18 protein-coding genes and 1 tRNA gene are annotated in these 19,942 nt (G+C 58.2%); 8 read left to right on the forward strand and 11 right to left on the reverse strand.

Features of this window, described 5'->3' with window-relative positions:
- Positions 1–161: 161 nt before the first annotated feature.
- Positions 162–3,098, forward strand: a complete 2,937-nt coding sequence (ppc, locus tag ACVWXF_RS07525) for a phosphoenolpyruvate carboxylase (RefSeq protein ID WP_457474058.1) — start codon at positions 162–164, stop codon at positions 3,096–3,098.
- A gap of 62 nt (positions 3,099–3,160) precedes the next feature.
- Here ppc and ACVWXF_RS07530 read toward each other — a convergent pair whose 3' ends face one another.
- On the reverse strand, positions 3,161–3,967 hold the full coding sequence (locus ACVWXF_RS07530) for a Ycf66 family protein (RefSeq protein WP_414356152.1): 807 nt from the start codon (positions 3,965–3,967) through the stop codon (positions 3,161–3,163).
- Between the two features lie 181 nt (positions 3,968–4,148).
- Between ACVWXF_RS07530 and ACVWXF_RS07535 the strand changes: the two genes are divergently transcribed.
- Positions 4,149–4,550 carry a hypothetical protein gene (locus ACVWXF_RS07535; RefSeq protein WP_414330894.1) on the forward strand — a complete coding sequence of 134 codons (402 nt, stop codon included), beginning with the start codon at positions 4,149–4,151 and terminating at the stop codon, positions 4,548–4,550.
- A gap of 384 nt (positions 4,551–4,934) precedes the next feature.
- Here ACVWXF_RS07535 and aroH read toward each other — a convergent pair whose 3' ends face one another.
- The 6 genes from aroH to ACVWXF_RS07565 all read right to left on the reverse strand — a co-directional run bounded on the left by aroH (position 4,935) and on the right by ACVWXF_RS07565 (position 8,444).
- Entirely contained in the window at positions 4,935–5,309 is a 375-nt protein-coding gene (gene aroH, locus ACVWXF_RS07540; protein WP_011433434.1) for a chorismate mutase, read from the reverse strand.
- Between the two features lie 103 nt (positions 5,310–5,412).
- The gene (locus tag ACVWXF_RS07545; protein WP_414419025.1) at positions 5,413–6,099 is read right to left on the reverse strand and encodes a V4R domain-containing protein; all 687 of its coding nucleotides are present in this window, start codon (positions 6,097–6,099) and stop codon (positions 5,413–5,415) included.
- A gap of 269 nt (positions 6,100–6,368) precedes the next feature.
- Positions 6,369–6,827, reverse strand: coding sequence for a globin family protein (locus tag ACVWXF_RS07550; RefSeq protein ID WP_041436599.1), 459 nt, complete (start codon positions 6,825–6,827; stop codon positions 6,369–6,371).
- A 36-nt stretch (positions 6,828–6,863) separates the two neighbouring features.
- A complete protein-coding gene (locus tag ACVWXF_RS07555) occupies positions 6,864–7,115 on the reverse strand; it encodes a hypothetical protein (RefSeq protein ID WP_457474059.1) in 252 nt (83 codons plus the stop codon).
- A complete protein-coding gene (locus tag ACVWXF_RS07560; RefSeq protein ID WP_414373431.1) occupies positions 7,112–7,795 on the reverse strand; it encodes a V4R domain-containing protein in 684 nt (227 codons plus the stop codon). Before ACVWXF_RS07560 ends, ACVWXF_RS07555 begins: the two co-directional genes overlap by 4 nt.
- 328 nt (positions 7,796–8,123) lie before the next feature.
- On the reverse strand, positions 8,124–8,444 hold the full coding sequence (locus tag ACVWXF_RS07565; RefSeq protein WP_414415719.1) for an Hfq-related RNA-binding protein: 321 nt from the start codon (positions 8,442–8,444) through the stop codon (positions 8,124–8,126).
- 304 nt (positions 8,445–8,748) lie between these two features.
- On the opposite strand from ACVWXF_RS07565, the gene gvpA reads away from it, so the two are divergent.
- The 6 genes from gvpA to msrP all read left to right on the forward strand — a co-directional run bounded on the left by gvpA (position 8,749) and on the right by msrP (position 13,238).
- Positions 8,749–8,967 (forward strand): gas vesicle structural protein GvpA, encoded by a 219-nt coding sequence (gvpA, locus tag ACVWXF_RS07570; protein ID WP_011429717.1) that lies wholly within the window; start codon positions 8,749–8,751, stop codon positions 8,965–8,967.
- A gap of 275 nt (positions 8,968–9,242) precedes the next feature.
- Complete coding sequence (gene gvpC, locus ACVWXF_RS07575; protein WP_457474060.1) at positions 9,243–10,274, forward strand: gas vesicle protein GvpC; 1,032 nt, start codon at positions 9,243–9,245, stop codon at positions 10,272–10,274.
- Between the two features lie 79 nt (positions 10,275–10,353).
- Positions 10,354–11,238 carry a gas vesicle protein GvpN gene (gene gvpN, locus ACVWXF_RS07580; RefSeq protein WP_011433426.1) on the forward strand — a complete coding sequence of 295 codons (885 nt, stop codon included), beginning with the start codon at positions 10,354–10,356 and terminating at the stop codon, positions 11,236–11,238.
- A 41-nt stretch (positions 11,239–11,279) separates the two neighbouring features.
- Positions 11,280–11,615: a gas vesicle protein gene (locus ACVWXF_RS07585; RefSeq protein ID WP_011433425.1), complete on the forward strand. Its 336-nt coding sequence runs from the start codon at positions 11,280–11,282 to the stop codon at positions 11,613–11,615.
- 74 nt (positions 11,616–11,689) lie between these two features.
- Positions 11,690–12,109 (forward strand): LptA/OstA family protein, encoded by a 420-nt coding sequence (locus ACVWXF_RS07590; RefSeq protein WP_011433424.1) that lies wholly within the window; start codon positions 11,690–11,692, stop codon positions 12,107–12,109.
- A 172-nt stretch (positions 12,110–12,281) separates the two neighbouring features.
- A complete protein-coding gene (msrP, locus tag ACVWXF_RS07595) occupies positions 12,282–13,238 on the forward strand; it encodes a protein-methionine-sulfoxide reductase catalytic subunit MsrP (RefSeq protein ID WP_457474061.1) in 957 nt (318 codons plus the stop codon).
- A 17-nt stretch (positions 13,239–13,255) separates the two neighbouring features.
- Here the strand turns inward: msrP and ACVWXF_RS07600 are convergent.
- The 4 genes from ACVWXF_RS07600 to ACVWXF_RS07615 form a co-directional block, all read right to left on the reverse strand.
- Positions 13,256–13,329 (reverse strand) — tRNA-Arg (locus tag ACVWXF_RS07600).
- 12 nt (positions 13,330–13,341) lie between these two features.
- Entirely contained in the window at positions 13,342–13,983 is a 642-nt protein-coding gene (locus tag ACVWXF_RS07605) for a ribonuclease HII (RefSeq protein WP_457474062.1), read from the reverse strand.
- A gap of 35 nt (positions 13,984–14,018) precedes the next feature.
- Complete coding sequence (locus ACVWXF_RS07610) at positions 14,019–16,190, reverse strand: Rne/Rng family ribonuclease (protein WP_457474063.1); 2,172 nt, start codon at positions 16,188–16,190, stop codon at positions 14,019–14,021.
- Between the two features lie 766 nt (positions 16,191–16,956).
- Positions 16,957–19,620, reverse strand: a complete 2,664-nt coding sequence (locus ACVWXF_RS07615) for a TIGR03960 family B12-binding radical SAM protein (RefSeq protein WP_457474064.1) — start codon at positions 19,618–19,620, stop codon at positions 16,957–16,959.
- Positions 19,621–19,942 lie beyond the last annotated feature (322 nt).

Below are 19,942 nucleotides of genomic sequence, written 5' to 3' on the forward strand. Positions count from 1 at the left end.
CCGGTATTGCGGCAAGGTAAAACACTTTTTTCTTGCAATTTGTAGGCTCAACTACAAAATCCGACGCGGAGAAGACCGCAATCTGAGCGTGATACCTGCTACATCTGCCGTTTCGACAAACAGGCTCTAATATTGGGATGGTTATTCTAGGAGCTGCCTTCATGACCTCTTCCCCCCACCTGACCGCTGCAGAGGGGGCAGCGGGTTCTGCCAACGGGCTGAAGGAGGCATCCCTGTTTGGGGAACGGGATCCCTTGGCCCATTCCCTTCAAGTCAACGAAGCCTTCAACCGCAGGAACAACCTGTTGAACCGTCGCCTGCAATTGGTGGAAGAACTCTGGGAATCGGTGATTCTACAGGAGTGCGGTCAGTCTCTGGTGGATCTGTTGCAGCGACTGCGTTCCATGTGTTCCCCAGAAGGACAAGCCCTGGAGTACCCGATCCCAGAGGTACTACAAATTATCGAGTACCTCAGCCTCGACGCCACCATCCAAACGGCACGGGCCTTTGCCCTCTTCTTCCAGTTGATCAACATTGTTGAACAGCACTACGAACGGGCAGAAGACTCGGACATGCGCATGGTGGATAGCCAACAACGTACCGTGCGAGAAAACGAAAAATTTGAACGGCTGTTCCCTTACCTGCGGGCTCAAGGGGTGCCGCCGGGCCTACTGCGCAGATTGCTGGAGCAGTTGCACATTCGCATGGTCTTTACCGCCCACCCCACCGAGATCGTCCGCCACACCATTCGCGAGAAGCAACGGGCCTTCTCTCGCTTGCTCAGCCAACTAGATTGGGCAGAACAAACCCAGCCTTTGCAGGCCCAGATGATAAAAGAACAGATGGCGGAAGAAGTCTTGCTTTGGTGGCGTACCGACGAGTTGCATCAGTCCAAGCCGACTGTTTTGAACGAAGTCGATTACACCTTGCACTATTTTGAAGAGGTGTTGTTTCAGGCCATCCCCCTGCTGCACGAGTACCTCAGCCGCAGCTTGAAAAAGGCTTTTCCCAGCGTCGAGCCGCCGCCGGCAGGATTTTGCAACTTCGGCTCGTGGGTAGGCGGGGATCGGGATGGCAACCCTTCCGTCACCGCCGATGTTACCTGGCAAACGGCTCGCTATCAGCGCAACCTCATCCTGGGCAAGTACATCGAATCGGTGAAGGCTCTCACCAAAACCCTGAGCATTTCCCTGCACTGGGGGGATGTGGACAGCCAACTGCTGGATGCCCTTGAGCAGGATCACCGCCTCATGCCTGAGGTTTACGAATCGTTTTCGCTGCAATACCGCCAAGAGCCCTACCGCCTCAAGCTCAGCTACATTCAGCGGCGGCTGGAGTTGACGCGGGAGCGCAATCGCAACTTGGCCGACTCCGCTTGTTTGCCCACCCCTCCCCCTGTGGACAACGCCTATGCCAACGCAGAAGAATTTCTGGCCGACTTGCAGCTTATCCAGAAAAGCTTGAAAAACAGCGGCCTTTCCTGCCGTCAGTTGGATCATCTCATTCAACAGGTACAGGTGTTTGGCTTTCACCTGGCCCATCTGGATATCCGCCAAGACAGCAGCTACCACGAAGCCGCTCTCACGGAGATTTTCGAGTACTTGCGCATTTTGCCGCGTCCCTACAACGAGATGACGGAAGAGGAAAAAACCGCCTTTCTCCTGCAGGAGCTACAAACACGTCGGCCTCTGATACCGCTGGAGATCGCCTTTTCCGATAAGACAGCAGAGCTGATCGCCACCTTTCGCACCCTGCGCCGCATGCAGCAGGAATTCGGCTTGGCCATTTGCCAAACCTATGTGATCAGCATGAGCCGCCAGTTGAGCGACCTGTTGGAGGTGCTGCTGATGGCCAAGGAGGTGGGGCTCTACGATCCCATCAGTGGTCGCGGATCCCTGGCGGTGGTGCCGCTGTTCGAGACCGTCGAAGACCTGAAGCGGGCCCCGGAAGTTTTGCGGCAGTTGCTGGAGATCCCTTTCTATCGCCAGTACTTGGCTCAGCAGGGGAATCTACAGGAGGTGATGCTGGGCTACTCCGATAGCAACAAAGATTCCGGCTTTTTGAGCAGCAACTGGGAGATTTACAAGGCTCAACAACGCCTGCAGACGGTGGCCGAATCCTACGGGGTGAAGCTGCAAATCTTCCATGGCCGGGGCGGTTCGGTGGGCCGTGGAGGGGGCCCGGCTTACGAGGCCATCTTGGCTCAGCCAGGGCGCAGTGTGGGGGGCCGCATCAAAATTACCGAACAGGGAGAGGTGTTGGCCTCCAAGTATTCCCTCCAGGATCTGGCCATTTTTAACCTGGAAACCGTCACCAGCGCCGTGATCCAGGCCAGCCTACTGCGCACCTACCCCAACGATCTGCACGAGTGGTCGCGCCTGATGGAATCCTTGGCGGAGCGCTCCCGGCAGGTGTACCGTAACCTGGTCTACGAGCAGGAGGGCTTTGTGGAGTTTTTCCACGAGGTCACCCCCATTGAAGAGATCAGCCAACTGCAGATCAGCTCCCGTCCCGCCCGCCGCAGCGGTAGCCAAAAAGACATCGGATCCCTGCGGGCCATTCCCTGGGTATTCAGTTGGACGCAAAGCCGCTTTCTCTTGCCGGCCTGGTATGGGGTTGGCACCGCCCTACAAGAATACGTGGCCAGGGGCGAGCACAACCTCAACCACCTGCAGCACCTCTATCGCGAATGGCCTTTCTTCCGCATGGTGATCTCCAAAGTGGAGATGACTCTGGCCAAAGTGGATCTGCAAATAGCGCGTCACTACGTGCGGGAGATGAGCTCTCCAGAGCGTCTAGAGCGGGCGATGGAGCTGTTTGAGTGTATTGCCCAAGAAATGCACCGTACTCGCACAATAGTGTTGCAGATTACGGGCCACAGGGAACTGTTGGAGAACGACCCTTATTTGAAGCGCTCGGTGCAGTTGCGCAACCGCTCTATTGTGCCCTTGGGCTTTATTCAAGTCTCTCTCCTCAAGCGCCTGCGGGAGCGTCAGGGATCCCGCACCGGACGAACACGCTACGACCGAGCTGAACTTCTGCGTGGAGCTTTACTTACCATTAACGGCATTGCCGCCGGGATGCGCAACACAGGCTGAGGGATCCGACTAATTGACCCTGGCGCTGCTTCTATCAAGTTCAGATCGGCATTGAGAGCCTATCAGAACAGATCGTCATCATACTCTTCTGGCTCCACCTCTACTGGCTCTACTTCGACAACGCGGCGGGAAGGACGGCGGGGGGGTTCATCTGCGTAGCTTTCCCCTTGGTCTTGGGGCAGCCGTGGGGGACGGCGGCGGGTAGCTGTACCTGTGCTGCGCTCTTCCTGCACATCCACATCCTCTGGATACTCTTCGGTGGCAGGACGACGGGGGCGGCGGGCCTCTGGCGGCGGTGCTGGTTCATCGTAGTCCGTATCCTGACGCGGGCGGACCCCTGGCTCCTCGTAATACTCATCCCCTTCGGGTCGGCGGCGTGGACGCACACGGGTATCGCCGGTCAGTTGGGGCCTGGGGCGACGGCTAGGATCTTCACCACTGCGCCCAGGAATGGAGCGACTGTAAGAGGATGTATCGCGGATACGGGATCCCTCGGCTCGAGTGGAAACCGTGCGTCCTTGGGCATAGCCATCCGGGGGATAGGTGCGGCTGAAGCCTTGCCGCCGAACGGTCGGACGAGCCCCGCCCACCTGCCGTGCTTTTTCGCTTAAGAGAATCCGCAAACGGAAGGTTTCGATGGCAAACCAGCCGGCCATCACCGCCAGCAACACCTGCGCAAAGAACAGCAACGGGATGAGCCGCTGACCTTCCAAGAGCAAGCAGACGGAATAGATCAGGCCCATCGTGGCAAAAATCACGTCATACTCAGCGGAGGCCTCTCGCTTGATGAACCGAACCGCGAAGATGGCTCCACTGGCAATAGCCACCAGCGCTGCCATCAAGAAGTAGGGGCTTTGGGTGAGAAACATGCCAGGGATCCCTAAACGATGAAGACGGGAGAGCGTTGAGCCTTATCCATTCCACAGCCGATCCTAGCATTGATCCTCCTGGTGGCACGGACAACAAAACCCAGGTTTGGGTGTAGGGACGGGATCCCTCTTCAATAAAAGGGATCGGTGCTAAAATCGGCAGCATCTTCCTGCATGTTCCATGCTGTATCTGGCACGGGTACACAAAAAAAGTCTCTTCGGCCAGGGGGAGCTGCAGCTCTTGGCCCGGCAGGCCGAGGACGGGGTTTGGATGCCGCTGCGCAAGCCAGAAGGGGTCACCTGCAAAGAGGTTGGCCCTTACAACATTGGGGTGTTGCTGCTGGTTGAGCTTTCGGAAGAGCGGCAGGTACGGCGGGTGGAAGAGGCAGCCATGAAGCTGGTGGAGATGCTGCACAACCTATCCCGAACCCACAGTCTGGTGGATCTGTCGGAAATCGAAAGCTGGCGGCAATCCTTGACTCGGCAAAGCCAGGAGCTGAGCCGTCGCGAAGCAGAGGTAGCCGCTCGCCAAGAGCAACTGCAACAGTGGGAAAACCGTCTGCGAGAAAAGCTGTCTCCTTGAGCTCTCAGATCTACTCTTATCTTAAGTAGAGTCATTTTAAGCTAATTGAGAAGCCCCCCAAGTGCTCTGTGCCGCTGCCATCACCCCATCTCCCAAAAAGAAAGGGGAGCTGGATGGAAATGTTTCATACCTGTTTAAAATGACTGTAAGTCCAAGTAAGTCTATGAGTGAATCTGGATGTTCTGCGCCTTCCCAAATCAGTAGTGATACGACCCGGATCAACTTGAGTTAAGCCATTCTTTTCCCCCAGAATAAGCGGGGCAAATCCGGGATCCATCATGCCCCATGTTGCCCATGGCAACAGACTGTCCCACCTCCAGTGTAGAAATCCCCCGACTTTAGTCGGTGAGAGTGTCAACCCTGTGCTGGTGCTGTATGGATCGATCAAACAGTGCTGAGATCTGGCCTTAACTCGCGGGCACCTCGCAGATAAACATGCTGCATGTCCGCTTGAGCAAGTGGAGTATTCAACTGGATCAAAACCCGAATGCAACGGGGTAAGTCGCCGCTCACCTCCATCTGTTGCACATCCAACAGAGGCACCGACTCCCAACCGGGGCGACGACGAGCAAACTGGGCGGGAAAAGCTGCATTTAAATCAGGGGTAACGGAAAAAATAACGCTGACTAGTTCAGCCGGATCGAGGGCGTTGCGGTGCTCTAGCGTATCCAGCAGCTCAGCCACCGCCGCGCCAATGGCCTCGGCACTGTTTGTAGGTACGGTGATGGCTCCCCGAATTGCTCTGACTCGCCACCCCAATGGCCACACCCTCGCGCGCTTGAGCTCGCCTTGCTTCCAGAAAATTATACAGACTCATCCCTGTTGGGATCCCATCCCTCTGGGGAAAACCAGCCCCCATCGCCTAGCTGGGCTGCAGGAGCTTTTCCAGGATCTGCTCGTGGCTGAGGCCGGAGTCCACCCAGGCTTCTCCCTCTTTGAGGCGGGCGGCAGCGGTCACGACAAACAAATTGCTCTCTGCTCCCAAAGCCTCGCTGGCAGTTTGCACGCAGAGCAAATCCTGGCCGGTTAGCTGGCTAAACCAGGTGGCCAACAGCCCTGCCTCCAAAAAGCCCATCGGCCGCTTGAAATGGGGAGGCGTGACGGCAGCGAAGGGGGAATTGCGAATCGACACCACCAGGACTCCCTGATCTTTGTAAGTCCAGTCGATCTCGATCAATCCCCAGCCATGAGTTTTCCAAGCTTGTCTCAGACTTTGCAGGAAAAGGCCCATCTCCAGCTCGGCCAAAGGCTTCTGGTAGTAGTCGGAGAGTTCTTGGGCAAAACGGCGGAAAAACTCCTTGCCCCACATCCGACCACAGTTGCGCAATACCAAACGAGCAGCCTGGCCAGTCTCGTATTCCAGGCCCGTGTAGATGCCCCGCAGCAATGCTTCTGGAAGGGCCAAGAGACGCTCACCGTGGCGACTTTCCAGCAAGCCGGATTCCAAATCGCTTCGCAGATAAGCGCTGGGTGTGTAGTAGTTGGCCAAAACGGGCGTGTAGGGATCAAAGGTGACTGAGCCATTGGAGATAGAGCTAGTGCCGGTCATAAGGGATCCCCTGGTTATCCAATCCAAGTCGTTATTGAGCTCTAAGCATCCAAATAGGAGCAGGGTGCAGTTGACAGTTCGTTGGTTGTTGAGCTGGGAGAACGGTTGTTTACGCTCCAAATCTTATGGCGATCCCTCCAGCAATTGAATACCCCTTGGGCAGATTTACTACAACGCTAACATTAACTCCAACGACACTGAAGTCTCCGGCTAGTTGAGATAGAGCGCTCTAGCACCGAAAAATGCAAAAAGCAAAAAAGTATCTAGCACTAAAACAGTAAGGCCACCTGTACCTGGGTGATTAAGGGGCGGATAAACTCCAACTCTCCAGGAGCCAGATGGTCTCTCAGCTCCTGCTGGAAAATCCGATAGGCAACCTCATAAACCCTCTGCAGCCCGTACAGGCGCACCTCTTCTTCCATCCACTCGAGCAGCCGCTCTTTCAGGAGGTTTTCGTCCTGCAGCAACATGGCCATAGCGCTGTGACGCAGCAGCAACAGCAGGTGTCGCCGGCACAGATCCAACACTTGGGGAGAAAGGTCGGGCATCTCCTTTTGCAGGGCATCTAGGGTTTTGCTCACCACCTGGCTCTCCCGTTCCCGCAAAACTCGGTACACATGTTGTCGTTTTGGCCAGCCGAGAACATAGGCCTTCAGATGCTCCAGCTCCTCTGGCTTGAGGTAGCGGGCTTCCGACTCGATCAGCATCTGCTCCAAGGGGCTTACCATCTCGCTTCTCCCGGAGGTCGGTGGGTGCTAGGAGATTCAAAACAGGCCGAACAGATCCGCCAAGGTGATCTGCTCTTCTTCCGGCTCGGGTTCCGGTGCTGCCGACAGGGATCCCAGAGAATGCGCAGCCAAACTCAGGGGATCCCCCGCCCAGGGGATGGAACCAAAATGCTCCCGCACTTGCAGAAAAGGCATTGGCAGAGAGCGCATCTGTAGGGGGCGGTTATCCCAATTTAGACGGGCAAAAAAGCTCTGCACCGAATCCTCTAAAGTAATCTTCCAGGTCATGCCTTAGCTACTCCCTGACCTGAACGCAATTTTTGGGCAATTTCACCAGCACTGGCCCCTTCGTTCAGCCAGAAGGCAGCCGCATCAATGCGATCTTTGCTGCCGAGCAAAAACTTGCAGTAGCTTTCCCCCATAGAATAGCACTGGATCTCGATGCAGTTGAGCTGCCGTTCCACCATGGTGCTAAAAAAGCCGGCAAATAATCCGGCGTAAAGATGGCAGACAGGTTTACCGACATCCCCCAGGGTGCGGGCCACGGCGGAGTCAAAGAGGTTGATGAAAATAAACCCTTGCCGCCGACTCTCGGTCTCCACCTCCCAGCGCCCCCATCCTTGGGAGGTCAGAGGCCACCACCAGGTTTCCAAGAGAAACATGAGATTACTCTGCTTGGGGTGGCGCCGATATTCCTCCTCAAACCAGCGGGAAAAATGGAGGGCATCGTTGCGTCCCCACTCTTGACCGATGGTGTACATCAGAGAAGCCGAGGCATCTCCCACTTCTTCCTCCAGGCCCTGCTGCAAGCCCAGAATAAAGTCTTCGCTCACCAAGACATTGCGGGCACCCGTCCAGTCCACAAGGGATCCCTGGGAGAGGTCAAAGCGAAAAAAGTCTTCGCGGCTGTAGTGGTTATGCCGTTGGGCGGCAGGCTGAAGAGGTATCTCAATGGGGGCAGTCGTCATGGTTGGGTGAGGAGAGATCAGATTTTTTAACACTCCTTATCATACCCTTCTTAATTGGCATTTTTACCAAAAAACTGGGTCTAAAGCCTCGTCCTCAAGGCCTACGGCCCGCTGACGCAGTTGCAACAGCGTTGCGGAGCAATGGGGGACGGCTTTGGGATAGACTCAGGGCGACGGCAGGGTAGTCAACCGCTCCAAAAACCCAGCAGGAGTGGGTCAACTGGAGAAAACTGCCCTCAGAGGGAGACAGAAAAGCCCTGAGTTGTTGTAAAGATTTATTCAATTCAAAAATTGGGAAGAAGAGCTGTACAGGGATCCGGAGCAGTACTTAAGACTGAGGCCTGACCTTGATGAAAGCAATGGCAGACCGCCACAGCAGCGACTCCCGCCCCTCGGCATCGGCTAAACAGAGGCAATCGGGATCCTGCCAGCGCAACTGGCCGACGAAGACATCTCCGGTATTGAGTTTGACCTCGAGGGTTTCCCGATCCTTGATGACCTTCTGCAGGCGACGCACGCTCGGGATCCCGGTGTTGAAATCGGTCACGACAGCCCTATCAGCCAGCGAGAAACGGTATGTCAGCAAGCCCACTGCCCCCAGTATAGGGGATCCCTGCCGCTTCCCACTGCCCCTCCACCACACTTCCACAACTTGGGCTCAAAACTCGCCCTCATCTTTGCCCATTTTTTCTGCTGGCGAGTACTATGTAGGGGGGATGGCGCTTAGAAAAGCGGTAAACCTTTCGAGTTCGCCGTCTTTTTTAAGCGAATCTACGGGTGTTCTCCCCGAAAAAAGCCAGCACAATAGGGCTAGGGTGATAGAGGGTGCGGCTGTCGCTCTAGGGAAGGTGAATCCTCAGCTGGGATCCCTTCTACATGCCATTTTGCCGCCGAGTTGTCTGTCCTTTTCAACCCTCATCAGTATCAGCAGTATCAGTGCAGGAGAGATCGTTATGGCAGTAGAGAAAGTGAACTCCTCGTCCAGCTTGGCCGAAGTGATCGATCGCATCTTGGATAAAGGTATCGTGGTCGATGCCTGGGTGCGGGTTTCTTTGGTTGGGATCGAGCTGTTGGCCATTGAAGCCCGCGTCGTTGTGGCTTCTGTGGAAACCTACCTGAAATACGCTGAGGCTGTGGGTCTGACGGCTACTGCTGCTGCCCCTGCCGTCTAAATCTGGCCCAATCACTCAATCCCCTTGCCTTCAATACCGTGATGGTTTGACGGGTCATGGGTCTTGGGCGGGGGTCTGGAGCTGGCCGCTGTGAAGGCTCTCGGAAAGCGAGGCAGGGATCCACCGCCGGTCTCTGCCTTGCTTCTGCGGGTTTTGTTCGAGGATTGAGTCTTGCAGCCGCACTGAGCTACAGGTTGGCAGTGCCATCCAGTTGGGAACAGGCAGAGAAGCTGTATCCACCCAAGCATTGAAAACGACGTGAGGGATTGGAGATCATGAGTTTGCAGGAACAATGGGCCATAGCTCGCAGCCGGCGGGTGACTCAAAACCGAAGTTTGTTAAGCCGATCCCGGCAGCAGCGCCTAGAGCAGCACCAAGCCCTGATGGTTGAGCTGGGGCAGCGCCGCCAGCAACGACAAGAAGCAATACGGCACCAGACGGAGCAAACCCGCAGCCAATTGCAGAAACTGAGGCAGGAGCGGGCTGTGAGGCGATCCCTGGACGAATGCTCCCGTTCGGAAGCGGCGGCTCAGCGGGCCAAGTCGGTGGCAGAGAGTCTGGCTCGCCTGGAGCAGGAACGAGCTGCTCAATTGGAAGTCAGCCGGCAGCAATTGCAGGCTTTCCGGGCTAACTTGACTGCGGCTGTGGAGCATTTGCTGAGCACCTATACGCAGGCTCGGCAGGCGATGGCCGACAAAACTCAGCAAGCGCGGCAGTCTTTTTGCGCCGATTTGCGGCAGTGGGTACAGGCTCTCCGGCAAATGGCTCGACAGGAGCTGGCTCAGATGGCTCAGGAACAGCAAGCCCAGGCCCAGGCCCTGCGGGGATCCCTGGCCGCTTTCCGGGCGGAGTTGCATAAGCAGGTGTGGGGCAATGGGATCCCTGTCCTCGCCCCAGAACCTGAGGTCTCCATTTCCGGTGAAGGTTCTGGCAGTTCCGTTGAGATTGCCGGTGAGGCGCCAATATCTGCCTCTGACTCAACGCCCATAGCCGAAGACCAAGCCCCGGTGGAGCCGCCTGCTCCCGTCTCTGTTCCCCAGCCCCAGCCCTCGGAGGGTTTAATAACGCCTGAACCCCCTGAAGTTCCGCCTACTGTTGAGAAACAGGTGGATCCCATCCTTGACTATGTCAACAAGTATGTGAGTGATCTACAAGCGCAGGATCCCAACTTGACCCTGCTGCAGGTAATTGGGGATCGGGAACGGGTGCGGGATTTGTTGGCCCGCGGCGCGGTGGATCTGGGGTTGGATCCCTCGGAAATCTTGGCTACGCTGCGGCGCATGGTGTCGGGGACGGTCGCAGTTTAGTTGTGCCGAGCGCAGGAAGAACATCCGGGCTATAGTCAAGGCAAAGGAGTCTAGGGCAGCAAAGAGGTTGAGTATCTCCATGGCCACGGTTCTGCAGGCGCGTCCCCGCCAGTTCGTGAACACCCCCTACATTGAGCGGATTACCCGCCGCGCTTTGCGCTATTTGCAATCGGGCTTTGCGGTGCATTTGCGGGGGCCTTCGGGTACGGGCAAAACCACTTTGGCGATGCATCTGGCCAGCCTGCTGGGCCGCCCCATCATGCTGATCTATGGGGATGACCGCTTCGATTCTTCCGACCTCATCGGGGGGCGCACCGGTTTTACCCATCGGCGGGTGGTGGACAACTTCATTCACTCGGTGGTGAAGACGGAGGAGGATGTGCAGCAGCGCTGGGTGGATGCCCGCCTCACCTTGGCTTGCCGAGAGGGGTTTACCCTCATCTACGACGAGTTCAATCGCTCCCGCCCTGAGGCTAACAATGCTCTCCTGAGTGCCTTGGAGGAGAGGCTGCTGGTGTTGCCGCCGGACAGCAACCGCTCGGAATATCTGCGGGTGCATCCCCAGTTCCGGGCCATTTTTACCTCTAACCCGGAGGAATATACCGGGGTTCACAGGGCCCAAGATGCGCTGCTGGATCGGATGATCACCATCGATATGGGGGAGCCGGACATCGAGACCGAAAAGGAGATTCTCACCTCGCGAATAGGCTTATCCGGCCCCGACGCCCTCAAGATCGTCCACATTGTGCGGGCTTTTCGCCGCAAGCTGGATCTGACGCGCCACCCCAGCCTGCGCAGTTGTCTGATGATCGGGCGCATTGTCAAGGAACATGAGCTGGCAGTTAGCAAAGAGAATGCCGATTTTCGCGCTTTGTGTGCGGATGTGCTGTTGCCGCGAGCCGGCAAGCGCTATGAAGAGGGATCCCAGCTGCTGAATTATCTGCTAGACCAACTGCCTGGCTGAGTCTTTTGCCTGTTGGTACGCTTTGGAGGTCGATTAACCCTGTGCCGATTAGCTCTCAACCCTTGACCACGGCTACTCATGGCTCCTCGCTGGCCGATGTGCTGGAGCGGGTGCTGGACAAGGGCATTGTGATCGCCGGAGACATCACCGTTTCGGTGGGCAATGTGGAGTTGCTGAATGTGCGCATTCGCCTGCTGATTTCTTCGGTGGATAAGGCCAAGGAGATCGGCATCAATTGGTGGGAGTCGGATCCCTATCTCAACAGCCAGGCGCGGGAGCTGCTGGAAGCCAACCGACAGCTCATGCAGCGCGTTGCCGAATTGGAAAGACAGCTTGCCCAAGCTCTGCCCCAGGGGGGAAAGGGAACGGACCCATAGGCTGCCCCCCGCCATTGTGACCTGGATTGACGGGCTAGACTGGCTGCTGTGGTGGTTTGACGGGGTGATGGGGCATGGCTTTGGAGATGGCGTTTGACCGGAAGGGTTGGCAGCGGCTAGGGACGCTGGGCTGGGCTGTGGGTGTGGTGCTGGCCCTTGGAATCCCGGCTTGGGGTCAGAATCCCCGTGCCATCAGCATCAGCGCCGATGTGCAGGAGGCCAACGCCAACACAGGGGTTTTTACGGCCATTGGCAATGTCACCCTCAGTTTTCCTGCCGAGCGGCTGACGGCCCGCGCCCAAAGAGCTGTGTATTACAGCCAGGAGCAACGCATTGAGCTGGAGGGCCAGGTCATCATCAACCAAGGGGAGAATCAGTTGCAAGCGGAGAAAGTCATTTACCACATCGACAAGGGCACCATCCAGGCAGTGCCATCGGCAGGGCGGCAAGTGGAGTCCATCTACGTTTTGCCGGAGCCCAGCTCAAGTCCTTAGCTGATCCCCACACTTTTTTCCAGCAGCTGAAATGACTACACATGGGGCAGCGCTGGAAACGAGCTCGGGGAATGTCGGCTTAGATCCGTTTAGGATGTAGTAATTCATTTAGGATGTAGTAGTTCGGGCGGCAGACTTTTTCCCTGACTCTGAATCAAAGGATGGCTGATGGATGTTCGGGATCCGAGTTCCTCACCCCTGGCAACGAGAGGCACAGGTCACTCCAGAAGAGATGTTTTTCAGCCGGCGGCAATTTCTAGCGCAACTGGGATCCGTTGGGGTGGGAGCCAGTTTTTCTATTTTTGGGTTTGGTAGCAGGGGATCCGCTCCCTCGGTAGAACGAGAGCTGAGGGGGATCCCACTCAACCCCCACTTTTCGGATGTGGGCAGGCCCGTCACCGAGGAGATTGTAGCTACTCGTTACAACAACTTTTACGAGTTTGGCTCCGGAAAGCGCGTCTGGCGGGCTGCACAGGCTTTGCCCACGGATCCCTGGACTGTCGAGATTACCGGGCTGGTGCGGCATCCTCAGCGGTTGGGCCTGGAAGATCTGTTTAACTTCCCCCTCGAAGAGCGCATCTATCGCTTTCGCTGTGTGGAAGCCTGGGCGATGGTGGTGCCGTGGTTGGGCTTTCCGATGCGGCTGCTGCTGGAACGGGTGGATCCTTTGCCGACGGCTCGATTTGTCCGCTTCACTTCCTTTTACGATCCGGAAATTATGCCTGGCCCAATCTGGCCCCCCAACTTGCCTTGGCCCTACACGGAAGGGTTGCGGATCGAGGAAATGGCTAACGAGTTGGCCTTTTTTGCCCTCGGCGTTTATGGCAAGCCGTTGCCCAAACAGCACGGAGCGCCAATTCGCATGGTAGTTCCCTGGAAGTATGGCTTTAAAGGGGGAAAATCCATCGTCAAAATCGAGTTTTTGGCCCGTCAACCCTCCACGTTTTGGAATACCCTCGCCCCTGAGGAGTATGGATTTGAGGCCAATGTGGATCCTAGGGTGCCCCACCCCCGCTGGTCACAGGAGCAGGAAGTCTTGATCGGTTTCGGATCCCGTTCCCAGTGGCAAATCGTTCCCACCTTGCCCTACAACGGGTACGGAGAGTATGTTGCCCACTTATATGGCTGAACTTGTATGCCTGAAGACGCCCACGAAAGGATTCGAACCTCCGACACCTGGGACCGGAACCCAGTGCTCTAGTCCACTGAGCTACGTGGGCAATGCAACTGTACTAACCATCATATCTGCTGACTTTCAGTTCTGCCAAGGGGGCAAAGCTGCGGCGGTGCTGCGGGGTGGGCCCCAAGTTCTGCAACGCCAGTCGGTGCTCCCGCGTGCCATAGCCAGCGTTGGTGCGCCAGCCGTAGCCGGGGTACTGCCGATCCCAGCTCTGCATCAAGGCATCTCGCCAGACTTTGGCCACAACTGAAGCGGCGGCAATGGAGAGGCTGATGTGATCCCCCTTGACCAGGGCCGTTTGCCGGGATCCCAGCTCGGCCAGCGGCAATCCATCCACCAAAATGTGGTCGATTGGATCCAACTTGGCCAAAGCCCGCTGCATGGCTAGCACCGTGGCCTGGCGAATGTTGAGCCGGTCGATCTCAGCAGCAGAGGCACTGCCAACGCCCACAGCCAAAGCCACCTGCCGAATCCGTTCCGCCCATTGAGCGCGTTGCTGCGGACGCAGTTGTTTGGAATCCCTCACTCCCTCCAGTTCTTTGGGATCCATCTGGGCCGGCAAAATCACCGCCGCTGCCACTACCGGCCCGGCCAGGGCCCCCCGCCCCACCTCATCCACCCCCGCCACCCGCAGGATCCCCTGCTGCCAAAGGGATCCCTCCCAGATCAAACTCGGCCTTGCCCGCTCCACCATACTCCCATGCCTGCCCCTGGGCTTGAGAGCAGCGCCTAACTGCTGCGGGAGCGCCGTCGCCTGGAGGCTGCTGGAGATTGCTGGGCAGGGCTGATCCCCAGTTCCGCGGCTGGCTCGGCCAAGCTGCTCTGCACTGCTGGCACGAACGATTCAGCAGAAGGGATTTCGGGTTCAGAAAGTTCGGGTGGAGAGAGGTTGTCCAGCAGCTCCTTCTCCTGCAGAGCCTCCGGTTCGGGTGCCAACTCCTCTGTCTGAGAAGTTGCCTCAGTCTCCATCCTGGGTGGACTTTCCGCCTCTAGAGTTCCCGGCAGAACCACCCTAACCGCCGTGTCTCGGCCCCAAGGCGGCGGCTGGTCAAGCAGCAACAGCGGCGACAGCCCCAACTCCGAGTAGACCCGTTGTTGTAACGGGGTCATCTCCACGGTGACGGTTTGCCGTACCGGAGCCGGACGGCCTTCTGAGGACTCCGTCCCGCTGGCGCGAACGGTGCGGGCTGGGGAAGTGTGATCTTTGCGTGAGGCGGATTCTGCCTCTTCCCCAGGGCCAGAACGGCGGGGTTCTTGACGCTTTAGGTCTGCTCCGCCCCCTGGCAGTTGCATCGGCTCTGGGGCTTCCTCTTCTACAGGAGTATCCAGGCTCCGGGCAACGAGGCGCTGGCCGGTGCGGGGATCCCCCCAGTCTTCGCGGGGACGCTTGCGTCCCGTTTCAACCCGTGGCTCTTCCTCCAGATCGTCTGAAGTCGTAAAGGGATCCGGGCTGGGGCGTCGTTGTCCGGGGGCAGATCGCGACCGCCGCAGCAGCGCACGGCTATCGCCTCGAGACAGCCCATCGCTTCCCACTCGCAGGCGCGCCCGTTGGGAGTTGCCATCGCGGGGCAGGATCGGGCCGGCCTCTTCCTCATCCCCTCCTTCCGCCTCGGTGGGTAGCGTTACCGTCAGGCCGCTTTCTATTGTTAACAGATGCCCTGGCTCGGCCCCCGGCAAGCGGGCTAGGATCCCCAGCCCCTCACAGGTGGGGCAAGAATAGCCGAAGATCTCGTAAAGGCTTTGCCCCTGCCGTTTGCGGGTGAGCTCCACCAGCCCCAATTCCGACAGTTGGACCACCTGTGGGCGAGCTTTGTCGCTGGAGAGGGCCTTGTTAAAATGCTCCAAAACCAGCAACTGGTCGCGGCGGGAATCCATATCGATGAAGTCCACCACAATCACACCGGCAATGTTGCGCAGCCTCAATTGGCGGGCAATCTCGGTAGCCGCCTCACAGTTTGTCCACAGCACTGTCTCCCGAGAAGTGGCCGATTGGGTGAAGGAGCCCGAGTTAACATCAATTACCGTCAGGGCCTCGGTGGGCTCGATGATGATGTAGCCACCAGAGGGCAGATCCACCCGTGGCCGCAGCGCCTGCCGAATAACCGCGTTGACCCGAAAATACTCCAGAATGGGGGTGGGCTCGCGGTGGGCATCGACAACGACACCAGGGGGCATTTGGCCCTTGTTCCAGCCCTGCAGATAGCTACGGACTCGCTTCGCTCCTGCCGCAGAGTCGGTCACAATACGGTTCACATCGTCGGAGTAAACATCCCGCAGCACCCGCTGAATAAAGTCGTCATCCCGGTTGAGTAGCCCCGGCCCCCGTGCTGCCTGATACTGCTGTTGAATATCTTCCCAGAGTTTCTTCAATTGCTCCAGGTCGTCGATCATCGCTTCTTCGGACACACCTTCCGCTTCGGTGCGCACCAACAGGCCCATCTGCGGGGGTTTAATCAAAATGGCCAGGGATTTCAAACGGTTGCGTTCTTCTCGATCCTCGATGCGGCGGGACAGATGAACGCCTTTTCCGTAGGGTCGCAACACCAAATACCGCCCTGGAAAGGCCAAATCTCCGGTAAGCCTTGGCCCTTTGTTGCCGGTAGGCTCTTTCATCACCTGTACCAGCACCTTTTGCTGCGGCAAGACCAGCTCAGAAATCGAGGCATGACTTCGCTTGAGGCGCAGCGGGCCCAGGTCGCTGACGTGGATAAACCCATTGCGCTCTGCAGGGCCGATGTTGACGAAAGCGGCATCGATGCTGGGCAGAACGTTCTCGATGATTCCGACGTAAACGTCTCCCACTTGGTGAGCGCCGCTGGCGACGATCAGCTCCTGCACTTGATCTTCGGCGAAGACGGCTGCCACTCGATGTTGCTCGGCAATGACAATCTGCCTGGGCATTAACTTCCCTCCCCGCCCCAAGGGCACGCGGTTACGGGTTGAACCCTCATTCTGGCGAGGTGTTGTCCTTTTGCTGGGATCCGCTTAAGTTTCTTTGACCAGGATTGACTCATCATGGGGCTGTCCATTACCCTCAGCTCTACTTTGACGCTTGGCTTTGTTTCCTCTCCAATGGGTGAGGTGAGTTTAAGTGCATGTGAACTACCCAATGCTGGCTCTGGTGGGTACAGCGGGGGGCTTCTGCTGATTGGAAGGAAAACTCATCGGATGGGATGAATGGATTCGGTGAGGTTTGCATGGAGATTCATGGATGGGCTCAATCGATAGGCTCAGGGAGCAAGACGGCTCCGCCTCGGGAGATCGAACGCTGGCCCATTGCAGAACCCCAGTTGTGCGGCCCAGCCTGTTCGCGAAAGCGTCGCGTAGCGATAGTCCACAACAAGACAGGGTTTGCGCGCGGAAAGAAGCACCTTCTCAGGGTAAAATTTTCTGGTTAGATCTGGGCTAGGTCGAAGAGGCACACTTTTCTGTTGCACCTATCGACTCGACCCCATCACGCCTGTTACCTGCCCTGGGTACTGAGTTAAGAGTGTCTCCATTCCAGAATCCGGCCCAGCTTTTGCCTGCTGCTCACCCCGCCCTTGGTCAAGTTGATGCTTGGCGAGCCCCACAGCGGCAGGAGCCAGCAATAGCAGCATTATAGCGCTTGTGGGATCCCTCAGCCCAGACAGACCCTTAGCCCTTGGGTTGCTCCCAGAGGAAGTGCTCAATCTGGATCGGCTAGGGGGTTCTCCCACAACAGGCGCAGCCGCTTTGCCGTCTGTAGTGTCCAGTGGGGCAACCCCAATGACTCGGCCATTTGAACCAGATGGGTGGGCCGCAGGTAGGCACCGTCGTTGCGGCAACTGCCCCGGTAAAGGAGGCAAGCGCTGCCCTCGGGGGTCAGGCCCTGAAACTCTAGGTAGTAAAGCAGGGCGCGGGCATTGAAGGGAGAGGACTTGCCAGACTTGGAGGTTTTTTCAATCCAGATTTCCTGCGCGTCTAGGATCTGGGTGACCCAGGCAGGCCAAGAGGACTCCGTCCCGCTGCCGTGAACGGCTTTGGGCAACTCGCAGCTCACCGTGAGCTGATATTCGGCGGCGTAAACGGCTGCGGTGGCCGAGGGATCCCGAAGGCTAATTTCTTGGACGGCTTGGATGGGGATCTCCGGGGGCAGCTGTTCGCTCAGAAGGGCGCGCAGTTTCTCAGGCGTCAGAGGACCCTCAGGCCGATCCAGCAGCTCCAGATCCAGGATTTCGCCATAGCCTTCCTGGCCGATGGGCAGAGCGTTGGCGTTGGCCAGGCGGGGCATGGGGTGGTAGCCGCCGCTGAAGGCCAGAGGTAACCCCGCTCGCCGACAGGCCCGTTCCCACAGGCGCATGAGATCCAGGTGGCCCAGCCAGCGCAGATCCCCGGTTTTGCCGTAGGTGATGCGGAAACGCTGGGCAGGTGGCTCCGGCTCCAGGGGATCCGGGGTGGGGGTGGGTTGGCTCTGCAGGGGCGGGACGGGCGGAGGGGGAATGACGATGTTGTGGCCGAAGCCGGGGCCGCAGATGCCGCAGGCGGAGCAGCCCTCGAAGGAGCAGTCTTCCACGGTGAGGGCTTCCAGGGCGCGGCGGTAGTCTTTTTGCAGCCATTTTTTGTCGATGCCGGTATCGATGTGATCCCAGGGCAAGGGATCCTCCAGGCCCAATTCCCGGATGGGGAGATGGGCGCAGAGGGCGACCGGATCGGCGGCAGGATCCACCTCTTCGCCGCAGTAGGCCCTCACCCAGGCAGCATAGGCGGTGTCGATGCTTTCCCACCAGGCATCCATGCCGGCACCGGCCCGCCAAGCCCGCTCGATCATGCGGCCTAGGGAACGATCCCCTTTGCCGATGAAGTCTTCCAGGATGCTGAAGCGGATATCGGTGAAGTGGGCCTTGACTCCCCGTAGCCGGCGCAGCTCCTTCTGCAGCAGGGCCTGCTTCCGCTGCACGTCGGCATAGTCTACCCGGTGCCACTGGAAGGGGGTGTGGGGCTTGGGGGTGAAGTTGGAGAGGGTGAGGGTAAACTCCACCCGCTTGCGACCCAGGGCTGCACATTCTCGCTGCAGCATCTCGACGGTGCGGGCGATCCCCAGGACATCGGCGTCGGTCTCGCCGGGCAGGCCAATCATGAAATAGAGCTTGATTTTGTCCCAGCCCTCTTGGACGGCGGTGCGAATGCCGCGAATCAAGTCGGCATCAGTAAGGCCCTTGTTGATGATGTCCCGCAGCCGTTGCGTGCCAGCTTCGGGGGCAAAGGTGAGGCCGGAGCGGCGGGATCCCTTCATGATGGCGGCAATTTGCTCATCAAAGCGATCCACCCGCTGGCTGGGCAGGGAAAGGGCAATGTGTTCTCTGAGGAGACGGTTGTGCAGCTCCGCTCCCACCGCCGGCAGGGAAAGGTAGTCGGAGCAACTGAGAGAAGAGAGGGAAAATTCGTTGTAGCCGGTCTTGCGCAAGCCCTGCACCACAGCCTCCACCACTGCTTCCGGATCCACATCCCGCGCTGGGCGGGTAAGCATTCCCGGCTGGCAAAATCGGCAGCCCCGTGTGCAGCCCCGCCGCACTTCCATCACCAGGCGGTCTTGGACGGTTTCCACCAAAGGCACCAGGCCGACGGAGTATTGGGGTTGAGGCAGGGCCACCCGACGGCGGATGCGCTCCGGCACCCCAGGCACGATGGGCCGCGGTGGGATCCCCTCGTAAAACTGGGGCACGTACACCCCCGGCACCTGGGCCAGCTCCAGCAAGACCTCTCGGCGGGGCTTGGACAGGGATCCGGCCAGCACTTGGCCAATTTCCGGCAGCACCTCTTCCCCATCTCCGAAGACGAAGAAATCGAAAAAGTCGGCAAAGGGCTCTGGGTTGGAGGTGGCGGTTGGCCCGCCGGCAAAGATCAGAGGGCACTCTTCCGGGGTAAAGGGCTGCCGCTCCCACCACTTGAGCGGGATCCCGGCTAGGTCCAGCATCTCCAGGATGTTGGTGCCCCCCAGCTCGTAAGCCAGGCTGAAGCCAATGATATGGAAAGCGCGCAGAGGGCGGCGGGACTCCACGGCAAACAGCGGGATCCCCAACTGCCGCAGGCGGGCCGCCAGATCCAGGCCTGGCAAGTAGGTGCGGTCACACAGTTGATCCGGCTGAGCGTTGAGGATGTTGTAGAGGATGAGGTGGCCCAGGTTGGAAGCTCCCACCTCGTACAACTCTGGATAGCTCAGCACCCAACGCACCCGCGCCGAATCCCAAGGACGGTGGACGGCACCGAACTCTTTGCCCAAGTAGCGGGCTGGCCGCTGAATCTCAGGGGTAAGCAGGCGATCCAGATCGATGGGACTCAGATGCGGTTCAGTTGCAGCCAGAGAGAGCATGGGGATCCGCCGAGACGTTGACACAGTCACTGATCTGACTCTAGCCGAACTTTTCCAGCAACCCAAACGAAGGGAGAAGCACTTTGCCCCTCTGAGCCCCTAGGTTACAGCCATATCCATTTTGAATGAGCCCGAGGAATGCTGATACATTCACGCTGAACTCTCCTGAACATGGTTCAGGAAAGAAGCGATCGCATCCTGCCTATCTCTGAGCAGGAAGGCGGTATCCCGCAAAGCCCTGAGGAATACCCCCCGAGCGCTTTCCCCCTTCACTTCCCGGCAACCGTTGCGGTGGACTCAAGGATCAGGGGGAAACTTGGTC

The organism is Thermostichus sp. MS-CIW-40 (genome assembly GCF_054058315.1).

Coding starts and splice junctions, on each gene's coding strand:
- ppc (WP_457474058.1), top strand. CDS start 162: ATGACCTCTTCCCCCCACCTGACCGCTGCAGAGGGGGCAGCGGGTTCT.
- ACVWXF_RS07530 (WP_414356152.1), bottom strand. CDS start 3,967: ATGTTTCTCACCCAAAGCCCCTACTTCTTGATGGCAGCGCTGGTGGCT.
- ACVWXF_RS07535 (WP_414330894.1), top strand. CDS start 4,149: ATGCTGTATCTGGCACGGGTACACAAAAAAAGTCTCTTCGGCCAGGGG.
- ACVWXF_RS07545 (WP_414419025.1), bottom strand. CDS start 6,099: ATGACCGGCACTAGCTCTATCTCCAATGGCTCAGTCACCTTTGATCCC.
- ACVWXF_RS07550 (WP_041436599.1), bottom strand. CDS start 6,827: ATGGTAAGCCCCTTGGAGCAGATGCTGATCGAGTCGGAAGCCCGCTAC.
- ACVWXF_RS07555 (WP_457474059.1), bottom strand. CDS start 7,115: ATGACCTGGAAGATTACTTTAGAGGATTCGGTGCAGAGCTTTTTTGCC.
- ACVWXF_RS07560 (WP_414373431.1), bottom strand. CDS start 7,795: ATGACGACTGCCCCCATTGAGATACCTCTTCAGCCTGCCGCCCAACGG.
- gvpA (WP_011429717.1), top strand. CDS start 8,749: ATGGCAGTAGAGAAAGTGAACTCCTCGTCCAGCTTGGCCGAAGTGATC.
- gvpC (WP_457474060.1), top strand. CDS start 9,243: ATGAGTTTGCAGGAACAATGGGCCATAGCTCGCAGCCGGCGGGTGACT.
- gvpN (WP_011433426.1), top strand. CDS start 10,354: ATGGCCACGGTTCTGCAGGCGCGTCCCCGCCAGTTCGTGAACACCCCC.
- ACVWXF_RS07590 (WP_011433424.1), top strand. CDS start 11,690: ATGGCTTTGGAGATGGCGTTTGACCGGAAGGGTTGGCAGCGGCTAGGG.
- msrP (WP_457474061.1), top strand. CDS start 12,282: ATGTTCGGGATCCGAGTTCCTCACCCCTGGCAACGAGAGGCACAGGTC.
- ACVWXF_RS07605 (WP_457474062.1), bottom strand. CDS start 13,983: ATGGTGGAGCGGGCAAGGCCGAGTTTGATCTGGGAGGGATCCCTTTGG.
- ACVWXF_RS07610 (WP_457474063.1), bottom strand. CDS start 16,190: ATGCCCAGGCAGATTGTCATTGCCGAGCAACATCGAGTGGCAGCCGTC.
- ACVWXF_RS07615 (WP_457474064.1), bottom strand. CDS start 19,620: ATGCTCTCTCTGGCTGCAACTGAACCGCATCTGAGTCCCATCGATCTG.